Below are 19,045 nucleotides of genomic sequence, written 5' to 3' on the forward strand. Positions count from 1 at the left end.
TGTGCGTAATATTGAAATAAATATTCCGCAATATGGGGTAATGTGCAGATGAAAAACGCTGTTCTGTTCGCGATATGTTTAACTTTGGCTGGATGTGGCGGTGGCAGTTCCGATAGTGGCTCGAATTCTGGGAGCAGCGTGGGAACACCCCCAACAGGTAATAGCAGCCTTTGTAATGGTACCGATACTAATAGCAAAATTGGCTGTGAGATGTTTCGAAATTACTTGTGGTATAACGAAATGCGTTCTGCCGTGCCAAGCAGTTTTAGCAGCGCGTCTAGCTACCTTAATGCTATTTTAGCGCCTCGAGATAGTTTTAGTTTTATTTTAACTGAACAAGAGTATCAAAGTCGTTTTATTGATGCCGTGTTCTTTGGTTATGGCTTTGCCACGCAACGTGTCGACAATAATACGGCCCTTCAAATATTGTACGTCTATGACGGCAGTTCGGCGGCACAACAAGGTTTACGCCGTGCGGATAAGATCACTGAGATTGAAGGTGTAAGTGTGGCTGAGTGGTTAGCGGGATTAGACAGTGGCCGCTTAACCAATGATGATATTTATGGGCCTAATCAGGCGGGCGTAATACGAAATTTTGTGTGGCGTAAACCGGACAACACAACGCGGCGCGCAGATTTACAAAAAGGCAGTGTGACCACTAACACGGTAATGCATCGTTCTGTCGCAGAGATAGCCGGTAAAAACGTGGGCTATTTGGTATTTAATCAGTTTATTGATCTTTCTGAGCGAGAATTAGAACAGGCTTTCCAGTTTTTTGCGGCTCAGCAAATTGATGAGCTCGTCCTTGATTTGCGTTACAACGGCGGCGGGCTTATTCGCGTCGCCAATCAGTTGAGTTCACATATTGCGTTTAACCGGCTGCGAGATAAGGTTTTCGTAAAATACCGCTACAACGATAAAAATAGTAGCCGTAACTCGACGGTATTTTTTGCGCCTGGGCAGGGTCAAACGTTGCTGAATTTACCACGCGTATTTGTTTTAACCACACCTGGGAGCTGTTCTTCCAGCGAATTGGTGATTAATGCCATGAGCCCTTTTGTTGAAGTGGTGCAAATTGGTCAAACAACCTGTGGTAAGCCTATTGGGCAAATCCCAACGCTTATTGATAACTTTCGTTTATTTGCAATTAACTTTCAAACCGTAAATGCACTTGATTTTGGCGATTATTTTAATGGATTACAACCGCAGTGTCCTGTAACGCCTGCCGTTGTAGGCGATTGGGGGGTAAGTAATGATCCTTTATATGCCACTGCTATTAATTACATTAGTAACGGGCGTTGCGCGTCAGGACAAGGTTTGGCGTTAGAAGAGCAAACCTTGAGCAGCGATCGTCAGGTAACTGAGTTTGCTGATGCACGTAATAAACCCAGTTGGCGCATTTATAATGAACAGTGATGGCCTGAGGTAGCGGTGTTTCGTAACCACTTAATTGATAGTGCGGTTTATGGTCTGGTTTTTGCTTATAAATCGACATTAAGATTATTTTTGCGTAATTACGGTTATTTGACACTATGCTAAAAGTCGCTAAAGGTATTTTGATTGTATTGCCATTGTGGATTGGGCAAGTCATTGCGCAAGAAATGCAAGCGGTTGAGCTATACAGTCAAGACGATTTATTAAAACTGATTAGGAACAATCAGCACCTAGAACGTGTAAAAGCTGATGATTGTCAATTAGTACGAGATATTGAAGCCCGTGCTGAAATAATGAAATTGCCCTCTTATCAGTTCTTGTTTGGCGACATGCTAGCCTATGGTGTCTGTGTACCGCGCGATGTAGAACGTGGTTGGGATATGATGTTGCAAGCGGCCGAACAAGGTTTGCCAGAGGGCTTGGAGCAAGTGGGTAGGTATTACCACATTGGGCGCTTTGTGCAAAAAGATGTGAGCCGTGCCATTATCTTTTTACGCGAAGCCTCTACGGTTGGTAACCTCAATGCAAAAATCCGCTTGGCAGAGATTTTAATTGCTGGCCAAGGCAGCCCGACGGATTTTGAGCAAAGTTATCGTTGGTTACATCATGCTATTACCGCAGATCCGGTAATTCATGCTAAACTTGATACGCTTAAACAGCAGCTCGCCAAAAAAATGCCGGCGCGCGTTGTCGCAAATGCACAACGGCCGGTTAAATGAAATTCATCCCATTTTCATGCGTAGCTGTTACACTGAATACTATGACGAGGAAACCTAAGTTTAATTAATGACGGTAAATGATCCGCATCTTGCGCGTGAGCAAGAAAAATATGATAACCCTATCCCCAGCCGCGAATTTATTCTCGAGCATATCGAAAAACGGCAACAACCTGCCTACTTTGAAGAACTGGTCACTGAGCTTGGTTTAACAGACGATGATGCTATTTTTGCGTTAAAAAAACGCTTGCGCGCTATGGAACGTGATGGTCAAGTCGTCTTTACGAAGAGTAAACGTTATGGCTTAGCTGATCACATGGATCTGGTTAAAGGCACAGTTATTGGACATCGCGATGGGTTTGGCTTTTTAAAGCTAGACCAAGGTGGCTCCGATTGGTATTTGCCGTTTCATGAAATGCAGCGGGTGTTACCCGGTGATAAAGTGCTGGCTACGGCAACCACAATCAAAAGCAAAGACAAAATTGAAGCGCGCATCGTGCGTGTGCTAGAACCACGGACTGAGCCTATTGTTGGTCGTTATTACAAAGATCATGCCTTATGTGTTGTGGTGCCTGATGATGCTCGAATTTGTCAGGACATTATCATTCCTGAGGGGCAGCAAGGTGCTGCTCGGCATGGGCAGGTAGTCTTAGCTGAAGTTACTCAGCGCCCATCAAAACGGGTTAGTGCCACAGGGCGAGTAATTGAAGTGCTAGGCGAACATATGGCGCCCGGTATGGAAATTGAAGTGGCGATCCGTAATCATCAAATCCCGCATGTGTTCTCTGATGCGGTATTAGCGCAAGTCGCGAAATACGGTGAAGACGTCCCTGCTGAAGCTAAGCTTGGCCGAGTTGATTTAACCCAGTTGCCCTTAGTGACCATTGATGGCGAAGATGCTCGTGATTTTGATGATGCCGTGTACGCCGAAGCCAAAGAAAAAGGTGGTTGGAAGCTGTGGGTTGCCATTGCCGATGTCAGTGCCTATGTGCGTTTTGGTACGCCATTGGATCACAGTGCGCTGGAGCGAGGTAACTCGGTTTACTTCCCTGATCATGTGGTACCCATGCTACCAGAGGCGTTGTCTAATGGTCTGTGTTCGTTAAATCCACATACCGACCGCTTGTGCTTTGTCTGTGAAATGCACATAGATTCGCATGGTAAGCTAGAAAGTTATCAGTTTTATGAAGCGGTGATGCATTCTGCTGCGCGTTTTACTTACAACAAGGTGCATGCCATTTTACAGGGCGATCCTAAACTCCGCGCCGAGTATGCCGCCCAGTTAACCAATTTGGAAACGCTTTATAGCCTTTACAAAAAGCTGGCCAAAGTTCGGGCGCAGCGTGGTGCCATTGAGTTTGAAACGGTTGAAACTCGTTTTATCTTTAATAGTCATCGCAAGATTGAAGAGATTGTACCGGTACATCGTAACGAAGCCCATAAAATCATTGAAGAATGTATGATTTTAGCCAATGTGGCTTCGGCGCGCTTTATTGAAAAGCACCAGTCCCATGCCTTGTTCCGGGTACACGAACGGCCGGATGGCGATCGTTTTGCTAACTTTCGCCGCTTCTTAGCAGAGCTGGGGATTGAAGCTAATTTATCGGCAGAGCCTACGCCGCTTGAATTGACGCAAACGCTGGCCAAATTGGCAGATCGTCCGGATCGGGAACTGATCGAAACCACGATGCTACGCTCCATGAAACAGGCGGTATATCAGGGTGAGAATTTAGGCCATTTTGGTTTAGCACTGGAAGCCTATGCGCATTTTACATCGCCCATTCGTCGTTATCCTGATTTAGTGTTACACCGGGCCATCAAAGCTATCCTCGCTAAGCAAGGCCAGAACGTTACTGGCGCCAATGGTTATACCGAAAAAGATATTGCACCACTGGGTGAGCAATGCTCGATGACTGAACGCCGGGCTGATGATGCCACGCGCGAGGTGGCTGACTGGCTAAAATGCGAGTATATGCAGGATCACTTGGGGACTGAGTTTGCGGGTGTGGTCTCTACTGTAACCAATTTTGGCTTATTTGTGCGCTTAGCTGATTTATACATTGAAGGCTTAGTTCATGTTACGTCTTTAAAAAATGATTATTATCGTTTTGATGTTGAACGCCAGATCTTAACCGGTGAGCACTCGGGTACACAGTATCGTATGGGTGATGCCGTGACGGTTAAGGTGGTGGCTGTTAATTTAGAAGCGCGTAAAATTGATTTAGTGTTGGCAGGTGAAACGCCTTCAAAGGTGTCAGGCCGCAAAGTAAAGGCTAGTCGTAACGCGGCTATTGAGGCTAAGTTAGCGGTTAAGACAGGTAAAACTGGCGCAGGTAAAGCCGCCAGTAAGAAAGCGGTAGGGAAAGCAGGGACTAAAAAATCGCCTGTAGGATCGGCCGGTAAAGCGGGTGCGGTTAAAAAGCCGCGGCGCAGTAAAAAGTAACCTACTACACGTTTAGGAATAACATGAGTAATGATGTGGTTTTTGGCATTCATGCGGTAAGCGCTTTGTTAGCGCGCAGTCCGCAAGATGTGTTAGAAATTTTTGCGATGAAAGATCGTGAAGATAAGCGGATGCAGCCGTTACTGCAACAAGCCCGGCAATTGGGGATCTCAATTCAGTTTTGCAATCGTAAAACCTTGGATGATATGACGAATGGCCAGCATCAAGGCATCGTTGCTAAAGCGCGTTTAAGCAGTGGGGGCAACGAGAGTGATTTAGCCTCGTTACTTGAAAAGGAAGCAAAACCTTTTTTATTAGTGCTTGATGGCGTTACTGATCCACATAATTTGGGGGCTATTTTACGCAGTGCTGACGCCGCAGGTGTACATGCGGTGCTGGCCCCCAAAGATCGTTCTGTGAAATTAACCGCCGTGGTAAGAAAAGTTGCCTGTGGGGCGGCAGAGAGCGTGCCTTTTATTACGGTTACTAACTTAGCCAGAACGTTACGGCAACTCCAGGATGCTGGCGTGTGGGTGGTAGGAACTGCAGGCGAGACGGAAACCTTAGTGTATCAAGCCGATTTTAAGGGCCCGCTAGCGCTAGTATTAGGTGCCGAGGGCGAAGGCTTACGCCGCCTAACCCGCGAAACCTGTGATGCGCTGGTGAAAATTCCTATGTTTGGTAGTGTGTCTAGTTTAAATGTGTCGGTCGCTGCGGGTATTTGTCTATTTGAAGCCGTACGGCAACGTACAGTATAACGTTTTGCGACCATCCCTTTGTTCCTTAACAAAAGCCGCGAAAGCGGTTTTTGTTTTTTTCATCTAAGTATTTTGCTTGTTCTGGTTTCAATGCTTGTTATTTACCCGCTAACTCCGTAAAATACGCGACCTTCGGCCATATACTTCACGTTCCTTGCCTTTATGAGAACCCGGCCGAGCTCTCCCGAGGCTTACTAACCGTAAGGAGCTACAATGCGTCATTACGAAATCGTTTTTATGGTTCACCCAGATCAGAGTGAACAAGTGCCTGGTATGATCGAGCGTTACACTGGCGCGATCAAAGAAGCTGGCGGTACTATCCACCGTTTAGAAGATTGGGGCCGTCGTCAATTGGCTTACCCAATCCAAAAACTGCACAAAGCACACTATGTGCTGATGAACGTGGAAGCCCCACAGAACGTGATCGATGAGCTGGAAACTAACTTCCGCTACAACGATGCTGTATTACGTAACCTGGTTATGCGCACTAATGGTGCCGTAGTTGAGCCATCACCCATGGCTAAGGTACGTGACGAGCGCCGTGAGCGTGCTCCTCGTGACAATGATGAGCAAGTAGCACACGACGAGTAAGTTGTTGATGGACAATATTCTTGTGCTTAGTGGCGCCGTATGTCGGCACCCTGAACGCAGTGAGAGTCCAGCGGGGATCCCGCACACTGTGTTAACCTTGGAACATCGTAGCATGCAACAAGAGGCTGGTTTAAATCGTCAGGCTTATGTGCGGATGCAAGTGGTATTAAGTGGCACAGTGTTACACCAACAAGCTCAGCATTTGACGTTGGGCAATAACGTTCGGGTTAGCGGTTTTTTAAATCGCCACCAGAGCGGCAGCGGTCAGGCAAAGCTGGTGCTGCATGCGCAACAGATTGAACAATTAAGTTAGGAGACAGACAAATGTCACGTTTTTTCCGTCGCCGTAAATTCTGCCGTTTTTCTGCAGAAGGCACTGTAGAGATTGATTACAAAGATACCGCCGTTCTGAAAAACTACGTTACAGAAAGTGGCAAAATCGTACCTAGCCGTATTACTGGCACTAGCGCTAAATATCAGCGTCAGTTAGCTCGCGCAATCAAACGTGCTCGCTACTTGGCTCTGTTACCATACAGCGACTCACACAGCTAATACAGAGGGGTATAGGCAATGCAAATTATTCTGTTAGACAAAGTCGCTAACCTTGGTGGTTTAGGTGACAATGTAACTGTTAAGTCTGGCTATGCTCGTAACTTCTTATTCCCACAAGGAAAAGCAGTTCCAGCTACCAAGGCTAACATCGAAAAATTCGAAGCTCGCCGCGCTGAATTAGAAGCCAAATTGGCTACTGACTTAGCTGCTGCCACTGAGCGTGCTGCTAAAGTTGCTGAGCTGGCTGAAGTGACCATCGCTTCTAAAGCGGGTGACGAAGGTCGTCTGTTCGGTTCTATCGGCACACGTGATATCGCTGATGCGATCACTGAAGCCGGTGTAGCAGTTTCAAAAGCTGAAGTTAAGTTACCAAACGGTACCTTACGTGAAACTGGCCAGTTCGATATCGATCTGCAGTTACACGCTGAAGTTATCGCAACCATCAAAGTGGTTGTTATTGCTGAAGCTTAAGGCATTAAGCACACTGCCTCAGTGCAGTGTGCTTTCCTCTTCGTTCTATTTTTTCTGCGTTTTATTCATCGTTAATACAGCGTGACTTCCATAAGATATTTTCAGACTTTACTTGGACTTCTGCCCAGCGCAAGGTAGCATATCCACTAGTATTCGTATTTCCCTTCGGCAGTTAAATACCCTATGAGTAGCATAAAAGATAAGCAGGTCGCGGCTATTAAAATGCCCCCGCACTCCATTGAGGCAGAGCAATCTGTGCTGGGCGGCTTGATGCTGGATAATGAAGCTTGGGATCGAGTCTCCGAGAAAGTCGTCGAACAAGACTTTTATCTACGCTCACACCGCTTTATTTTCAGCGCGATGTTGCGTTTGGCCGAGTCTAATCAGCCAATCGATCTTATTACCGTCTCCGAGTCTTTAGAAGCTAACCAGCAGTTAGATGATATCGGTGGTTTTGCTTATCTCGGGGAAATTGCCAAAAATACGCCTAGTGCGGCAAATATTTTAGCTTATGCCGAAATTGTCAGAGAGCGTGCCGTTGTTCGCGATATGATTGCCGTGGCCCATGATATTGCCGATGCTGGTTACGATACGCAAGGGCGAACCAGTGCTGAGCTATTAGACTTTGCTGAAACTAAAGTATTTAAAATTGCCGAGCAGCGCGCCAATGCGAACGAAGGCCCAGAGCCGATTAATAATATTCTGGCCAAGACCATTGATAAAATTGATGCACTGTACCGTTCACCACAAAATGGTATTACGGGTTTATCTACCGGTTATGTAGATCTGGATAAGATGACTAACGGTTTACAACCTTCAGATTTAATTATCGTTGCGGCACGTCCTTCGATGGGTAAGACCACCTTCGCCATGAATTTGGCCGAGCATGCCGCTATTACCAGCGATAAGCCCGTGTTAATTTTCAGTTTAGAGATGCCTTCAGACCAAATTATGATGCGGATGCTGGCTTCGTTAGGCCGCATTAATCAAACCAAGGTGCGAACTGGGCAGTTAGAAGACGAAGACTGGGCACGTTTATCCTCGGCAATTGAGCTGCTGAACACCAAAGGCAAGATGTATATTGATGATGCGTCAGGCTTAACGCCCACCGAGGTGCGTTCTCGGGCGCGCCGAGTGGCGCGCGAGCACGGTGGATTAAGTATGATCATGGTCGATTATTTACAGCTAATGACGGTGCCGGGCTTAAGTGAAAACCGGACCTTGGAGATTGCGGAAATATCGCGATCACTAAAAGCGTTAGCTAAAGAACTTAAGGTACCTGTGGTGGCGTTGTCACAGCTTAATCGCTCATTAGAGCAACGTGCTGATAAACGGCCCGTTAACTCAGATTTACGTGAATCAGGCTCTATTGAGCAAGATGCTGATTTAATTATGTTTATCTATCGTGATGAGGTTTATCACGAAGATAGCCAAGATAAAGGCTTAGCTGAAATCATTATTGGTAAACAGCGGAATGGGCCTATCGGCAAAATTCGCTTAACCTTTCATGGGCATTTTTCGCGGTTTGATAATTACGCTGGCAGCGCGCGATTTGAGGACGAGTATTAATGAGTCGACGGCCTGTTGCGCAGATAAATTTAGCTGCACTGCAGCATAATCTTGCCCGTGTGCGCGCCTTAGCGCCTTCCAGCCAAGTATTAGCCGTGCTAAAAGCGAATGCCTATGGTCATGGACTTGTTCGAGTTGCCCAAGCACTCACTGACGCCGATGCGTTTGCGGTTGCACGGATAGACGAGGCGTTAGCGTTACGTACGGCAGGCATTGTAAAGCCGATAGTATTGTTAGAAGGATTTTACGAGGCTGCCGAGCTGCCTATCTTGCTCGCCAATAATTTACAAACAGTAGTGCATAATGAGTTACAACTCAGTGCTTTAGAACAAACCTCCTTGGATGGACAGCTAAAGGTTTGGTTGAAAATTGATACCGGCATGCATCGGCTAGGCATTGAGCCGGCGCAGTTTGAACTATTCTATCGACGACTATGGCAATGCTCAGCCGTGCTGCCAGGCATTCGCTTGATGAGCCATTTTTGCTGTGCGGATGAACGTGGATCAGAGCGCACCTCTCAGCAACTGGCTATCTTTAGTGAGCTCATTCGGGATAAAGCCGACCAATGTAGTTTAGCGAACTCGGCTGCCATACTCGCCTGGCCGCAAAGCCATGGTGAGTGGGTAAGACCAGGGTTAATGTTGCACGGTATTTCACCTTTTGCTGAGCAGACTGGCCAGCAGCATCAGTTACTGCCTGTGATGCGTTTAAGCAGTAGGCTTATTGCAGTGCGCCAAGTTCAGCAAGGGGAAACAGTGGGTTATGGTGGTCAGTGGCAGGCAAAAATACCCACAACGTTAGGGGTTATTGCAGTTGGTTATGGCGATGGTTATCCGCGGCATGCCTGCAATGGTACGCCTGTTTGGATTAATGGCCGCGAAGTGCCTCTAGCTGGTCGCGTTTCCATGGATATGATAACGGTCGATTTAGGACCAAATGCGCACGATAAATTGGGTGATGAAGCGGTGTTGTGGGGGCCTGAGTTAGCGATAGAGCGAATTGCGTTATCCGCTGGGACAATACCCTACGAATTATTATGTAATATAACGCCTCGAGTAGATTACCAATATTTAAGCTAGCGGCATTGCTCTATGTTAACGCGTTACTATTTCTATTCGCGGTTATTTGTCAAAACTCACTTCGATATGGACTTTACCGAAATCGGAGTTAAATGGCATTAAAATGGTCGGGCCTTCACATTTATGCGTAATAGTATGGTTTTTCCCCGACACAATAATGGGGGTGGCCATCGTAAAATCATACCCTTTTTCGCCTAAAATGCGTTTCGCCCCACCTGTTACCATATTGGTAATTTCACCGACCATGTCTGTTACATCTGCATTAATGTTTGTGGGGCGTTCGCCCAGCATTCTAAACATAATCTCTAAGGCTAATGACTCGTCAAAGCTAACAGAAAATGAGCCTTTCATTGTCGGGCCTACCATGCCAATCAAGCCCGAGACATCACCATGTGCCACTTCTTCTTTTTTTATACGAGGTTGACCTGGCACAATTTTAGTATTGGCCATAGTGGATAACACGTTAACTAATGAAGATAAAAAAGGGTTTATGTATTCAACATTCATTTAAAATGCCTATCCGTAGTAATTTACGTTATTCTCGGGACAATCTTCGTTAAGCCTAGAAGTTTTTTCATTACAACACAAGAGATGTAAGCATTTACTTAATTAATTATTATGACAATTATTACATTTGCCACGTGCTTCGATAGTTTGATGATGCACATGAAAACCTAATGCTGCTGCTTGCCGACTAAACTCAGTATGTAAAGCGCTTGAGTGCAGTTCAGTGACATTGCCGCAATCTTCGCAAATTAATAATTGTGCTGGGTGATGTTTTTCAAAATGATGGCACAGCATAAATGCATTGTTAGATTCAATCTTGTGAATAAAACCCTGTTCTGTTAAAAATTCTAAGGCACGATAAATTGTGGCAGGTTTAGCGGCAGGTTCTGTTTGTTTTAATTGTTCAAGTAAGTCATACGCCCCTTGACCGCCTTGGTTCTCAGCCATGAGCCGAAAGACTTTTTCACGGATAGCGGTAAAACGCGCTCCATTTTGTTCGCAAATTGTTCTGGCTCGTGCCACTAAACTTTCTGTTGACATCGCTTCTCTCCCGTAACCTCTGTGAGCAGTGTATCATATTGCCTGCTGTTCGCCATGTTTGCGCGCATTTTACAACAGGCTTAAAGGCAATAAATGACCTCATCCTGGTAACCTGCGCTGATTTTTTGCACCTACTGCGGTATAATCGGCTTTAGAACTGGTATTGGCACCGTTGTGTTGGTTTTTAAGCTCAGGTATGTCATGTTAAAATTTCCGGCAAAAGCCGCAGGGTTCATTATGCCGTTACTGTTGTCTATATTGATGACCTTTATCGTGTCTTTTGTTAGTACGTTAAAAGGCGTTGGCTGGGCTGCTTTTACGGTCACAGGTTGGCTGGGTGCGTGGGGATTATCTTGGTTGATAGCATTTCCCTCCTTGTTATTGGTGTTACCGGTTGTAAAAAAATTAACGGCTTTTTTAGTACGCCCCTAAATTTCCCTCAGTTAAAAAGAGCATTTTTTGAAAAAGACTTTACTTCCACAGCGTTTCTCTGTGGCTCCGATGCTGGATTGGACCGATAAACATTGTCGCTATTTTCATCGATTGATGACAAAGCACAGTGTGTTGTATACCGAGATGGTTACTACTGGTGCCATTATTCATGGTAAAGGTGATTATCTGGCATTTAATATGGAAGAACATCCGTTGGTGTTGCAACTTGGCGGTTCTAATCCGGCCGAGTTGGCGCAGTGTGCCAAGTTGGCAGAGCAGCGCGGATATGATGCCATCAATATTAATGTCGGTTGTCCTTCTGATCGGGTGCAAAATGGTATGTTTGGCGCTTGCTTAATGGCGAACCCTGTTTTGGTAGGTGATTGCGTTAAGGCGATGCAAGATGCTGTGGCGATTCCTATTTCTGTCAAAACCCGAATTGGTATTGATGAGTCAGATGAATATCAGTTTCTGCAAGACTTTGTCGAGATAGTATCTGCTGCTGGCTGTGAGCAATTTGTTGTCCATGCACGCAAGGCATGGCTGAAAGGCTTAAGTCCGAAAGAGAATCGCGAAATTCCTCCGCTAAATTACAGCCGAGTACAGCAGTTAAAACAAGATTTTCCGATGCTGGACATCAGTATTAATGGGGGTATTAAAACGCTACAGCAAGCCGCTGAACAATTAACTGTTCTTGACGGTGTAATGATGGGGCGTGAGGCTTATACAAATCCCTTCATATTGAGCCAAGTTGATGCACAGCTTTATGGAGCGGCAGAGTCCACGTTATCAGAGCATGATGTGGTACGATTAATGTTGCCTTATATTGAGCAACAAATGCAGCAAGGCGCGCGGTTTTGGCACATTGTTCGGCATATGTTGGGACTCTTTCAGGGGCGACCTGGCGCCCGTTTGTGGCGCCGCTTATTAAGCGAGCAGGGACACCATGCCGATGCAACCCCCGCCTTACTCGTGCAAGCCTTAGGTTTGGTACCAGAATCGTTTAATGAGCATGGATAAAGCAGGGTAGTAGCATGTTTTTTTGTAAAAAGTGGTGAATTTCACCACTTTTTAGTTTTTAGCTTAGTGTTGCACGTTTTATCAATTCTGCTGATTTCTTTTTTATTAATAAAATCAATTGCATGGATATTTTTATCCGCTGGCATAACCCTTGAAAGCGCTTATGGTACGTAACACGTCTCTAAACGATATAAGCGAGCATAGGATGATGCTAGGACTACTTGATACCACCTTAATACTGATTTACCTCCTGCCTGTGTTGGGATTGTTTTTAGGGATGATCCCCGCGTTCTTGGTTTGGCACTTCAGTAAACCGCGGCGTTATAAAGCCCCCCCTCATTCTGTTAGCTCAGCAGTTAACAGTGAATTTACGCTGTCGCTGTAACTGTTCTGGTGTAAGATAATCAACAAGCGTTAGCTGTTTTGGGAGTTTGTTCATGAATAATCGTTCTGCTATTGGCGCAGTCTCTGTGGCCATATTGCTTTTTGTACTGTGGTTGCTGAGTTGGTGGGTGAGTCGTGAGCCTGCCTTATTGATCGAAGAAATACAGCAAAGTACGCGTCAACAAGAAGGTAATAAGGTAGTCGGTTACACCACCACAACCGCGCTGATCCGAGTTACCGAGACCTTGTTAAATAAATCCGGTGGCTATATGTCTAATGATGTTCTGCCACCTTTTAGCGTGTTAGACAATATGCCCGCTTGGGAATTTGGCGTCTTGGAGATGTCACGCGATTTAGTCTTGGCTTTTCGTAAGGATTTCAGTCGTTCGCAATCGCAATCCGCCGAAAACGTCTTTTTGAAAATTGCGCAACCACAGTTGAATATTGATCATCGTAGTTGGGTTTTACCCAGTGCTGAATCAGAATACCGCAAAGCGATTGGTCAACTTTACCTTTATCGAAGTGCATTAGTGGATCCTAAAAAAACTGATAGCCAGTTTTATGCGCGGGCTGATAACTTACGTGATTGGCTAAAAAATGTTGAGAAGCGTTTAGGCAGTTACTCGCAGCGACTCAGTGCCAGTGTTGGGCAAGAGCGTTTTAACACAGATTTAGCCGGTGATGCAACGGCGCGCCAATCTACATTTTCGCCAGACAAACGGGTAGTGAAAACCAGTTGGTGGAAACTCGATGACGAATTTTATGAAGCAAGAGGCGCAACCTGGGCGTTGTTACATTATTTGAAAGCCATAGAAGTAGACTTCGCTGATGTGTTGGCACGGCGCAATGCCATGGTCAGCTTACAACAAATTATCCGGGAATTAGAAGCCACACAACAACCGATATGGAGTCCGATGGTATTGAATGGTAGTGGTTTTGGCGTACTGGCAAACCACAGTTTAGTGATGGCAAATTATATTTCACGCGCAAATGCAGCGCTTATTGATTTATCAGAGTTATTAACCCAAGGGTAATAACTCGACACAATGTTAAATGCTTACATAGATCTTAGAGGAATTTTCGATGTTACAGCAACGGAACGGCAAACGCCCTAGTCTTGCAATAAGCAGGGCGGTCATCATGAGTGTAGTGATCTGCAGTGCGAGTGCGCATGCCGACAGTGTGATTGGGCTTTATGCTGGTGCAGACGCCTGGCGCGCTTCAACCACAGGTGGTTTTGCCAATACCACGCGTTTATCTACGTTTGAGTTTGCCGATACAACCCAGCCAGGGTATTTCATTGCATTAGAGCATTTTATTCCTTTGCTACCTAATATCCGTTTGCAGCATATGTCGTTGGCAACAGAAGGGCAAACCCGCTTAAATGAGTCATTCGTGTTTGCTGATACCCCCTTTGCCGCAGGATCCCGGTTGCAAGCATCCTTTGACGTTACCAGCACAGATTATATTCTGTATTACGAGATTTTTGATAATCCACTTTTTTCATTTGATGCGGGGGTAAGTGCGAAACAATTAAAAGGCGATATTAGTGCGTCATCAGGCAGTTTACGGGGGGCGCAAACCCTTAACGAATGGATCCCGATGTTGTATGTTGATAGCAAGATTGCCTTATTTACTACGGGCTTCGATCTTTTTGCAACGGGCAGTGCCACCCGCTATGACGGCAGTCATCTTTATGATGTGCAAGCTGGCTTCGCTTATAGGCTGATGGATAACGCCTTAGTGGACATGCGCGTGAAGCTGGGGTATCGCAGTCTTGATATTCAGTTAGATGATGTGAGTTCACTGTATGCTGATTTGCAATTCAAAGGGGTGTTTGCTGGTGTTGATATTCATTTTTAGTTGAAAAATCGTTAACAGTATGGCGTTATACTTGAGACTGTGAGTATAACATCATATAGTGAATTACATTTTTTTGCTGTTATAGAGTGTTATTTTGTCGCAGCTGTTACGTTATTTTGCGTTGATCTATTTCGCGGGTTCTGCGCTGTTGTTTATAGCGCTTATGAGTTGGCAGCATTTTTATGCTGAGCAGCGCATGCAATGGCATCTGCAACAGTACGCTGAGTTAATGAAAGTTAGCTTACGTCCTTTTATCAAGCAATCTTCTGCCGAGCAATTAAGCAGTCATTTAACCGAATTGCAGTTTAGTGCGCTGTTACCTGTTGCTGCGCTCGCCGTATACCAACCTAATGGCGAACAAATCGCGCGCTCTGGAGCGAGTCAATTATTGCCAGATCAATTAAACCATGTGTTGCAGCGGCAGTACCAGTTACAGCATAGCTATGAACGGCTGTTAGCGGTGCAGCCATTATATACGCTGTATACTCAGGTTGATCATTTCGGTGCCTTTCAAATTCCAGATGCGTATCTAGTAGTTGTACCGGAGTTGCCCGAACTCTGGCCAGGCATTCGTGCGCCTTTCGCGATTACCTGGTCGCTTTTAACGGGACTGTTTGTTTTATTATGGTTAGTGCTGCGTCGGGTTGAACGTCAGCGTCGTTACTGGCTTGAACGTTTAGCTGCGCCACAAATTACGCAGGTCAAAATCGATGACGTCAACGTTAATGACAGGGAGTTACCTGCTGAATTTGCGTCGATACAACAGGTGTTCAGCGAGTGTGAACAGGCACAAAAACAGCTGCATAATCAGGTGCAGGATTTACAATTAATGCTTGAAAACAGCCAACAAGCCTGTGAGCAAGCAGAACGTTTACAACAACACTACCAAGATAACGCCACGACGATGCAACAACAAATCGCAGTCTGGTTGCAACGCTATCAACAATTATCTCTTCGGCATGAGCAACTGTCTGCCCCGGTGTTCAATAGTTTGCAGCAATTACATCTACTTCAAGCTACGCTGCAGTTTACCGCACCGAGTATGCACACGGTACCACTTAGTTGTAGCGATTGGCTGGCGCAGCACTTGCCACTATTAAATCACCTAGCGCCAGCGGACTTGGCAATTGACTGGATTGAAGGCTCTGCCAATACCAATTTTACAGTGCAAATGGATGAATCTTTATTATTAGCCATTATGCAGGCAATGTTATTGTTGGTGTTGCGTGCAGAGCAAGCGCAACGGCTTTTATTTCGTGTGCAGCTTGAAAAAGGGAAAAACCCACAGCTTCAACTGCATATCAGTTGTGACGGTAGTGGGTTGCCTGTCCATTTCACCCGTCAATTGGCGTTGGGCGAGCAAGTAGAGTGGCAATGGCGTGATGCCGATATTGCGTTTTTACAAAGCTGTGAAAACGTCTTGGCAGCCGATTTTAAAGTTCAATCGCTAGAGGGATTAGGGTGTAGTATTCGATTTGCTCTCCCGGTTACGGTGCAACCGGCGCACGTTAACACTAACATTAAGCACATGATTGTATTCGATGCTGATAGCGAAAGGCTGCAAGAGCGCGCCCCCGCATTAAGTGTTCAGGCAATGGAACTAACGCTATGTAACAGTGTGATGCAATTAGAGCAAAAACTACAGGAGAGTATTCCTGAGGTGCTGTTGTTATTTGTACCGCCTCAAGCACCTGATGCGACATGGCTTGAATTGCTTAATCGTTATCAGCATCAAGTTAGTATTCAGATTTTTGTCCCTAAGTTGAACGTGGTTGCTTGGCAAGCTGTTGCACCCTCAAGTATTAGTGCAGATTTTTGTTTACACCGTTTACAAACGCTCTCACTACCTCAATTGCCCAAACGTGCCATAAAAAAGCTGCTGGTGGTAGATGATAATGAGACAAATCAGGCATTTATTGCCGTGCTGTTGCAGCATAAACGTATAGAATTACAGGCCGCGCTGACGGGGTCGGAAGTTGTTGCGCTATGTCAAACGCAGCAATTTGATATGATTTTACTCGATATTAGTTTGCCCGATATATCTGGTATTGATGTGGCTATTCAGCTTCGCCGCTTAGCGGGATATCAACAAACCCCCATTTTTGCTTTTACTGCACATGCGTTGCCCGCTGAAATTAATGCCTTTAAAGCCGCAGGGATGAACGATATAGTATTGAAGCCGCTGGACCCGAGCAAATTTGAAACACTATTAGCGCGCTACCAGCTATATTAAACCTATAGGCTGTACGAATTTAATACGAAATAACCTTCCTTTTTTCACCCAGAAGAGGGTATATTTGTCAGTGTGTATAAGGATAAGGTTAGCTAATGGCACAAAGAGAAACAGATGAAGGATTTCTGTTTTTAGCAGATGATGAGAGTACTCCCATTCCTCCAGATACCTCTGCAGGTGTTTGGAATTTGCTAATCGTCGATGACGATCAAGAGATCCATACCGTTACCAAGTTGGCACTTAGCGATTTAATTGTGCTTGGTAAGCCTTTGCTGTTTCACCATGCTTACTCTGGCAAGGAGGCTATTGCGTTTTTACGTGAACAGCCCGATACCGCTTTAGTGCTGTTAGATGTGGTGATGGAAACTGACGATGCCGGTTTGCAAGTTGTGCGTAAAATTCGGGATGAGTTAAGGATGGACGAGTTGCGCATTGTATTGCGTACGGGCCAGCCGGGTTATGCGCCTGAAGAAAGCGTGATTAAAGAATATGATATTAATGATTATAAAACCAAGACTGAACTAACACGCAGTAAACTGGTTACCACCATCATCTCGTCGCTACGCTCATATCAACAAATAAAAACAATTAATCAAAATCGTCGTGGTTTACAAAAAATTATTAAAGCCGGCGCTAATTTACTTGAGCAACACTCGTTGCATGAGTTCTCTGAAGGCGTTGTAACACAAATTTCGTCTTTAATTGGCCTGCATGCAGAAGGGGTGTTGTGCGCGCAAATTGAAGATGATGGTTCTGCTAGCGATAAAATATATGTGTTGGGGGCCGCAGGGCATTATGCGCCTTTTATCAAGTGCCAATTAGAGCGTTTAGATAATAAGCGCATTGTGACGCAAATAAATCAGTGTTTAGCGACACGACAGCACATTTTTACCCATCTTGATACCATACTTTTTTTGGGTAACGACAAGCATAATGCGGCAGTATATATTGAAACGAACCGGCCAATTGAAGACGCTGATAAACAACTTATAGAGGTGTTTTTAAGTAATATCTCCATTGGTTATGAGAATGTCGCGCTCTTTCAACAATTACGACACGCCGCTTATATCGATCCGTTGACCAAAACACCTAATCGCAACGAATTTATTCAGATTTTGCAAGATACACGCCGGTTTGAACCTGACAATATGGTTGCAGTGTTGGTAGATGTTGATCACTTTTCTGATATCAATGATGGTCTGGGCCAAGAGGTTGGCAATGAGTTGTTAATTGCCATTACCTTACGTTTAATTGAACATTTTGGTATCAGCTCACAATTAGGTCGCATCGGTGCTGATGTATTTGCGCTTGTTGGGCCCGAGGATGATTTGACGCCAGAGCGATTACATGCGTTGTTTATTGAACCTTTTCAAGCGTTTGAGCATAGTTTACAAGTGAATGCGACCTTTGGTATTTGTCGTCTGCGTGATTCTGCTGATCAGGGCGTGGTGATTATGAAACATGTTTACATCGCCCTGAACAAAGCGAAAAAAACCTTGGGTGTGCATCATCAGTATTACCAGCCTGAAATGGCAGAAGAAGTGACAGAACGCTTAAGTTTATTGCGTAAACTTCGTGCTGATTTTGCTCTAGACAAACTGCAACTTTGGTATCAGCCGCAGTTATGTCTAAAATCGAATACCGTTATGGGTATGGAAGCATTGTTGCGCTGGCCGCATCAACCTGGACATTTTATTTCGCCTGCCGTTTTTATCCCGCTAGCGGAGTACTCAGGGCTGATTGTTGATATTGGGTTATGGGTATTAGAACAAGCGTGTCGACAGCTGCAACAATTGTCGCAGCAAGGCTGTAGTGAGTTACGTATTGCAGTTAATGTGTCTATGCCGCAATTTCGCTCGCCGCACTTTGTAAAATCCGTGATTGATATGGTTAGTCGTTATCAAGTGAAACCCTATTTATTGGAATTAGAGATCACGGAATCGGTGGTAATGGATGAGCCTAAAATCGTAATCGATGCGCTGCAAAAGTTAAAGAATTTTGGCATAAAGGTCGCTATTGATGATTTTGGTATTGGTTTCTCTTCGTTAAATTATTTACAGCAATTACCGCTTGATCGTATTAAAGTCGATCGTGCTTTTGTCAGCACCGTCACGCAGCCTGGAGGCAATTTAATTGCTGAAACCATTGTTAGCTTAGGTAAGCGTATTGGTTTATCCACAATTGCTGAGGGGGTTGAAACTGCCGAGCAATTGGCTGTGATAAAAAATATGGGGTGTGATGAAGTGCAAGGCTTTCTTTTTGCCAAACCCATGCCCGCAGCAGAGTTAATGCAGTTTTTGCTGAAGCATCAGGGATCTTGTTAGCTTGCTAGCGGCTATGTACCCAGCCAGAAGTATCTTTACTGGGTACATTATGCTGGGTATAGTCTGAATGTGTAATAATAAAGCTTGAACCGCGCTAGAACATGATCGTTCAGCGCGTGTTATCTCAAA

The 19,045-nt window shown here is 45.2% G+C and carries 18 protein-coding genes; 16 read left to right on the forward strand and 2 right to left on the reverse strand.

The genetic code is table 11. The annotated features are described in order from the left end of the window. Positions 1–48: 48 nt before the first annotated feature. The 10 genes from IE070_RS10515 (at position 49) to alr (ending at position 9,613) form a co-directional block, all read left to right on the forward strand. Entirely contained in the window at positions 49–1,416 is a 1,368-nt protein-coding gene (locus IE070_RS10515) for a S41 family peptidase (RefSeq protein ID WP_189483147.1), read from the forward strand. A gap of 116 nt (positions 1,417–1,532) precedes the next feature. Next, entirely contained in the window at positions 1,533–2,153 is a 621-nt protein-coding gene (locus tag IE070_RS10520; protein WP_189483148.1) for a tetratricopeptide repeat protein, read from the forward strand. A 67-nt stretch (positions 2,154–2,220) separates the two neighbouring features. Continuing rightward, positions 2,221–4,593, forward strand: a complete 2,373-nt coding sequence (rnr, locus tag IE070_RS10525; RefSeq protein WP_189483149.1) for a ribonuclease R — start codon at positions 2,221–2,223, stop codon at positions 4,591–4,593. Positions 4,594–4,616: 23 nt separating this feature from the next. After that, positions 4,617–5,351, forward strand: coding sequence for a 23S rRNA (guanosine(2251)-2'-O)-methyltransferase RlmB (rlmB, locus tag IE070_RS10530; RefSeq protein ID WP_189483150.1), 735 nt, complete (start codon positions 4,617–4,619; stop codon positions 5,349–5,351). Between the two features lie 213 nt (positions 5,352–5,564). Continuing rightward, on the forward strand, positions 5,565–5,942 hold the full coding sequence (rpsF, locus tag IE070_RS10535; RefSeq protein WP_189483151.1) for a 30S ribosomal protein S6: 378 nt from the start codon (positions 5,565–5,567) through the stop codon (positions 5,940–5,942). Between the two features lie 7 nt (positions 5,943–5,949). Continuing rightward, the gene (priB, locus tag IE070_RS10540) at positions 5,950–6,255 is read left to right on the forward strand and encodes a primosomal replication protein N (protein WP_189483152.1); all 306 of its coding nucleotides are present in this window, start codon (positions 5,950–5,952) and stop codon (positions 6,253–6,255) included. Between the two features lie 11 nt (positions 6,256–6,266). Next, positions 6,267–6,494 (forward strand): 30S ribosomal protein S18, encoded by a 228-nt coding sequence (rpsR, locus tag IE070_RS10545; RefSeq protein ID WP_008218940.1) that lies wholly within the window; start codon positions 6,267–6,269, stop codon positions 6,492–6,494. Between the two features lie 18 nt (positions 6,495–6,512). After that, positions 6,513–6,965 carry a 50S ribosomal protein L9 gene (rplI, locus tag IE070_RS10550; protein WP_189483153.1) on the forward strand — a complete coding sequence of 151 codons (453 nt, stop codon included), beginning with the start codon at positions 6,513–6,515 and terminating at the stop codon, positions 6,963–6,965. 183 nt (positions 6,966–7,148) lie between these two features. Beyond that, entirely contained in the window at positions 7,149–8,534 is a 1,386-nt protein-coding gene (gene dnaB / locus IE070_RS10555) for a replicative DNA helicase (protein ID WP_189483154.1), read from the forward strand. After that, a complete protein-coding gene (gene alr, locus IE070_RS10560; protein WP_189483155.1) occupies positions 8,534–9,613 on the forward strand; it encodes an alanine racemase in 1,080 nt (359 codons plus the stop codon). The genes dnaB and alr overlap by 1 nt, the downstream gene beginning before the upstream one ends. 42 nt (positions 9,614–9,655) lie before the next feature. On the opposite strand, the gene IE070_RS10565 is transcribed toward alr, so the two are convergent. Both IE070_RS10565 and IE070_RS10570 read right to left on the reverse strand, forming a co-directional pair. Further along, positions 9,656–10,120 (reverse strand): chemotaxis protein CheX, encoded by a 465-nt coding sequence (locus tag IE070_RS10565; RefSeq protein WP_189483156.1) that lies wholly within the window; start codon positions 10,118–10,120, stop codon positions 9,656–9,658. A gap of 102 nt (positions 10,121–10,222) precedes the next feature. Continuing rightward, entirely contained in the window at positions 10,223–10,660 is a 438-nt protein-coding gene (locus IE070_RS10570) for a transcriptional repressor (protein ID WP_189483157.1), read from the reverse strand. Between the two features lie 201 nt (positions 10,661–10,861). Between IE070_RS10570 and IE070_RS10575 the strand changes: the two genes are divergently transcribed. The 6 genes from IE070_RS10575 to IE070_RS10600 all read left to right on the forward strand — a co-directional run bounded on the left by IE070_RS10575 (position 10,862) and on the right by IE070_RS10600 (position 18,916). Next, entirely contained in the window at positions 10,862–11,092 is a 231-nt protein-coding gene (locus IE070_RS10575; RefSeq protein WP_189483158.1) for a DUF2798 domain-containing protein, read from the forward strand. Between the two features lie 27 nt (positions 11,093–11,119). Then, the gene (gene dusA / locus IE070_RS10580) at positions 11,120–12,112 is read left to right on the forward strand and encodes a tRNA dihydrouridine(20/20a) synthase DusA (RefSeq protein ID WP_189483159.1); all 993 of its coding nucleotides are present in this window, start codon (positions 11,120–11,122) and stop codon (positions 12,110–12,112) included. Between the two features lie 437 nt (positions 12,113–12,549). After that, positions 12,550–13,530, forward strand: a complete 981-nt coding sequence (locus IE070_RS10585) for a DUF2333 family protein (RefSeq protein ID WP_189483160.1) — start codon at positions 12,550–12,552, stop codon at positions 13,528–13,530. Between the two features lie 106 nt (positions 13,531–13,636). After that, positions 13,637–14,359, forward strand: coding sequence for a TIGR04219 family outer membrane beta-barrel protein (locus tag IE070_RS10590; RefSeq protein ID WP_229797030.1), 723 nt, complete (start codon positions 13,637–13,639; stop codon positions 14,357–14,359). A gap of 94 nt (positions 14,360–14,453) precedes the next feature. After that, positions 14,454–16,592: a response regulator gene (locus tag IE070_RS10595; RefSeq protein ID WP_189483161.1), complete on the forward strand. Its 2,139-nt coding sequence runs from the start codon at positions 14,454–14,456 to the stop codon at positions 16,590–16,592. Positions 16,593–16,687: 95 nt separating this feature from the next. Beyond that, on the forward strand, positions 16,688–18,916 hold the full coding sequence (locus tag IE070_RS10600) for a two-component system response regulator (protein ID WP_189483162.1): 2,229 nt from the start codon (positions 16,688–16,690) through the stop codon (positions 18,914–18,916). Positions 18,917–19,045: the final 129 nt, after the last annotated feature.

It is taken from the genome of Alishewanella tabrizica, from assembly GCF_014652375.1.
Lineage (GTDB): Bacteria > Pseudomonadota > Gammaproteobacteria > Enterobacterales > Alteromonadaceae > Alishewanella > Alishewanella tabrizica.

Coding starts and splice junctions, on each gene's coding strand:
- IE070_RS10575 (WP_189483158.1), top strand. CDS start 10,862: ATGTTAAAATTTCCGGCAAAAGCCGCAGGGTTCATTATGCCGTTACTG.
- priB (WP_189483152.1), top strand. CDS start 5,950: ATGGACAATATTCTTGTGCTTAGTGGCGCCGTATGTCGGCACCCTGAA.
- rpsF (WP_189483151.1), top strand. CDS start 5,565: ATGCGTCATTACGAAATCGTTTTTATGGTTCACCCAGATCAGAGTGAA.
- alr (WP_189483155.1), top strand. CDS start 8,534: ATGAGTCGACGGCCTGTTGCGCAGATAAATTTAGCTGCACTGCAGCAT.
- rnr (WP_189483149.1), top strand. CDS start 2,221: ATGACGGTAAATGATCCGCATCTTGCGCGTGAGCAAGAAAAATATGAT.
- IE070_RS10520 (WP_189483148.1), top strand. CDS start 1,533: ATGCTAAAAGTCGCTAAAGGTATTTTGATTGTATTGCCATTGTGGATT.
- IE070_RS10600 (WP_189483162.1), top strand. CDS start 16,688: ATGGCACAAAGAGAAACAGATGAAGGATTTCTGTTTTTAGCAGATGAT.
- IE070_RS10570 (WP_189483157.1), bottom strand. CDS start 10,660: ATGTCAACAGAAAGTTTAGTGGCACGAGCCAGAACAATTTGCGAACAA.
- IE070_RS10515 (WP_189483147.1), top strand. CDS start 49: ATGAAAAACGCTGTTCTGTTCGCGATATGTTTAACTTTGGCTGGATGT.
- rplI (WP_189483153.1), top strand. CDS start 6,513: ATGCAAATTATTCTGTTAGACAAAGTCGCTAACCTTGGTGGTTTAGGT.
- rpsR (WP_008218940.1), top strand. CDS start 6,267: ATGTCACGTTTTTTCCGTCGCCGTAAATTCTGCCGTTTTTCTGCAGAA.
- IE070_RS10565 (WP_189483156.1), bottom strand. CDS start 10,120: ATGAATGTTGAATACATAAACCCTTTTTTATCTTCATTAGTTAACGTG.
- IE070_RS10590 (WP_229797030.1), top strand. CDS start 13,637: ATGAGTGTAGTGATCTGCAGTGCGAGTGCGCATGCCGACAGTGTGATT.
- IE070_RS10585 (WP_189483160.1), top strand. CDS start 12,550: ATGAATAATCGTTCTGCTATTGGCGCAGTCTCTGTGGCCATATTGCTT.
- dnaB (WP_189483154.1), top strand. CDS start 7,149: ATGAGTAGCATAAAAGATAAGCAGGTCGCGGCTATTAAAATGCCCCCG.
- rlmB (WP_189483150.1), top strand. CDS start 4,617: ATGAGTAATGATGTGGTTTTTGGCATTCATGCGGTAAGCGCTTTGTTA.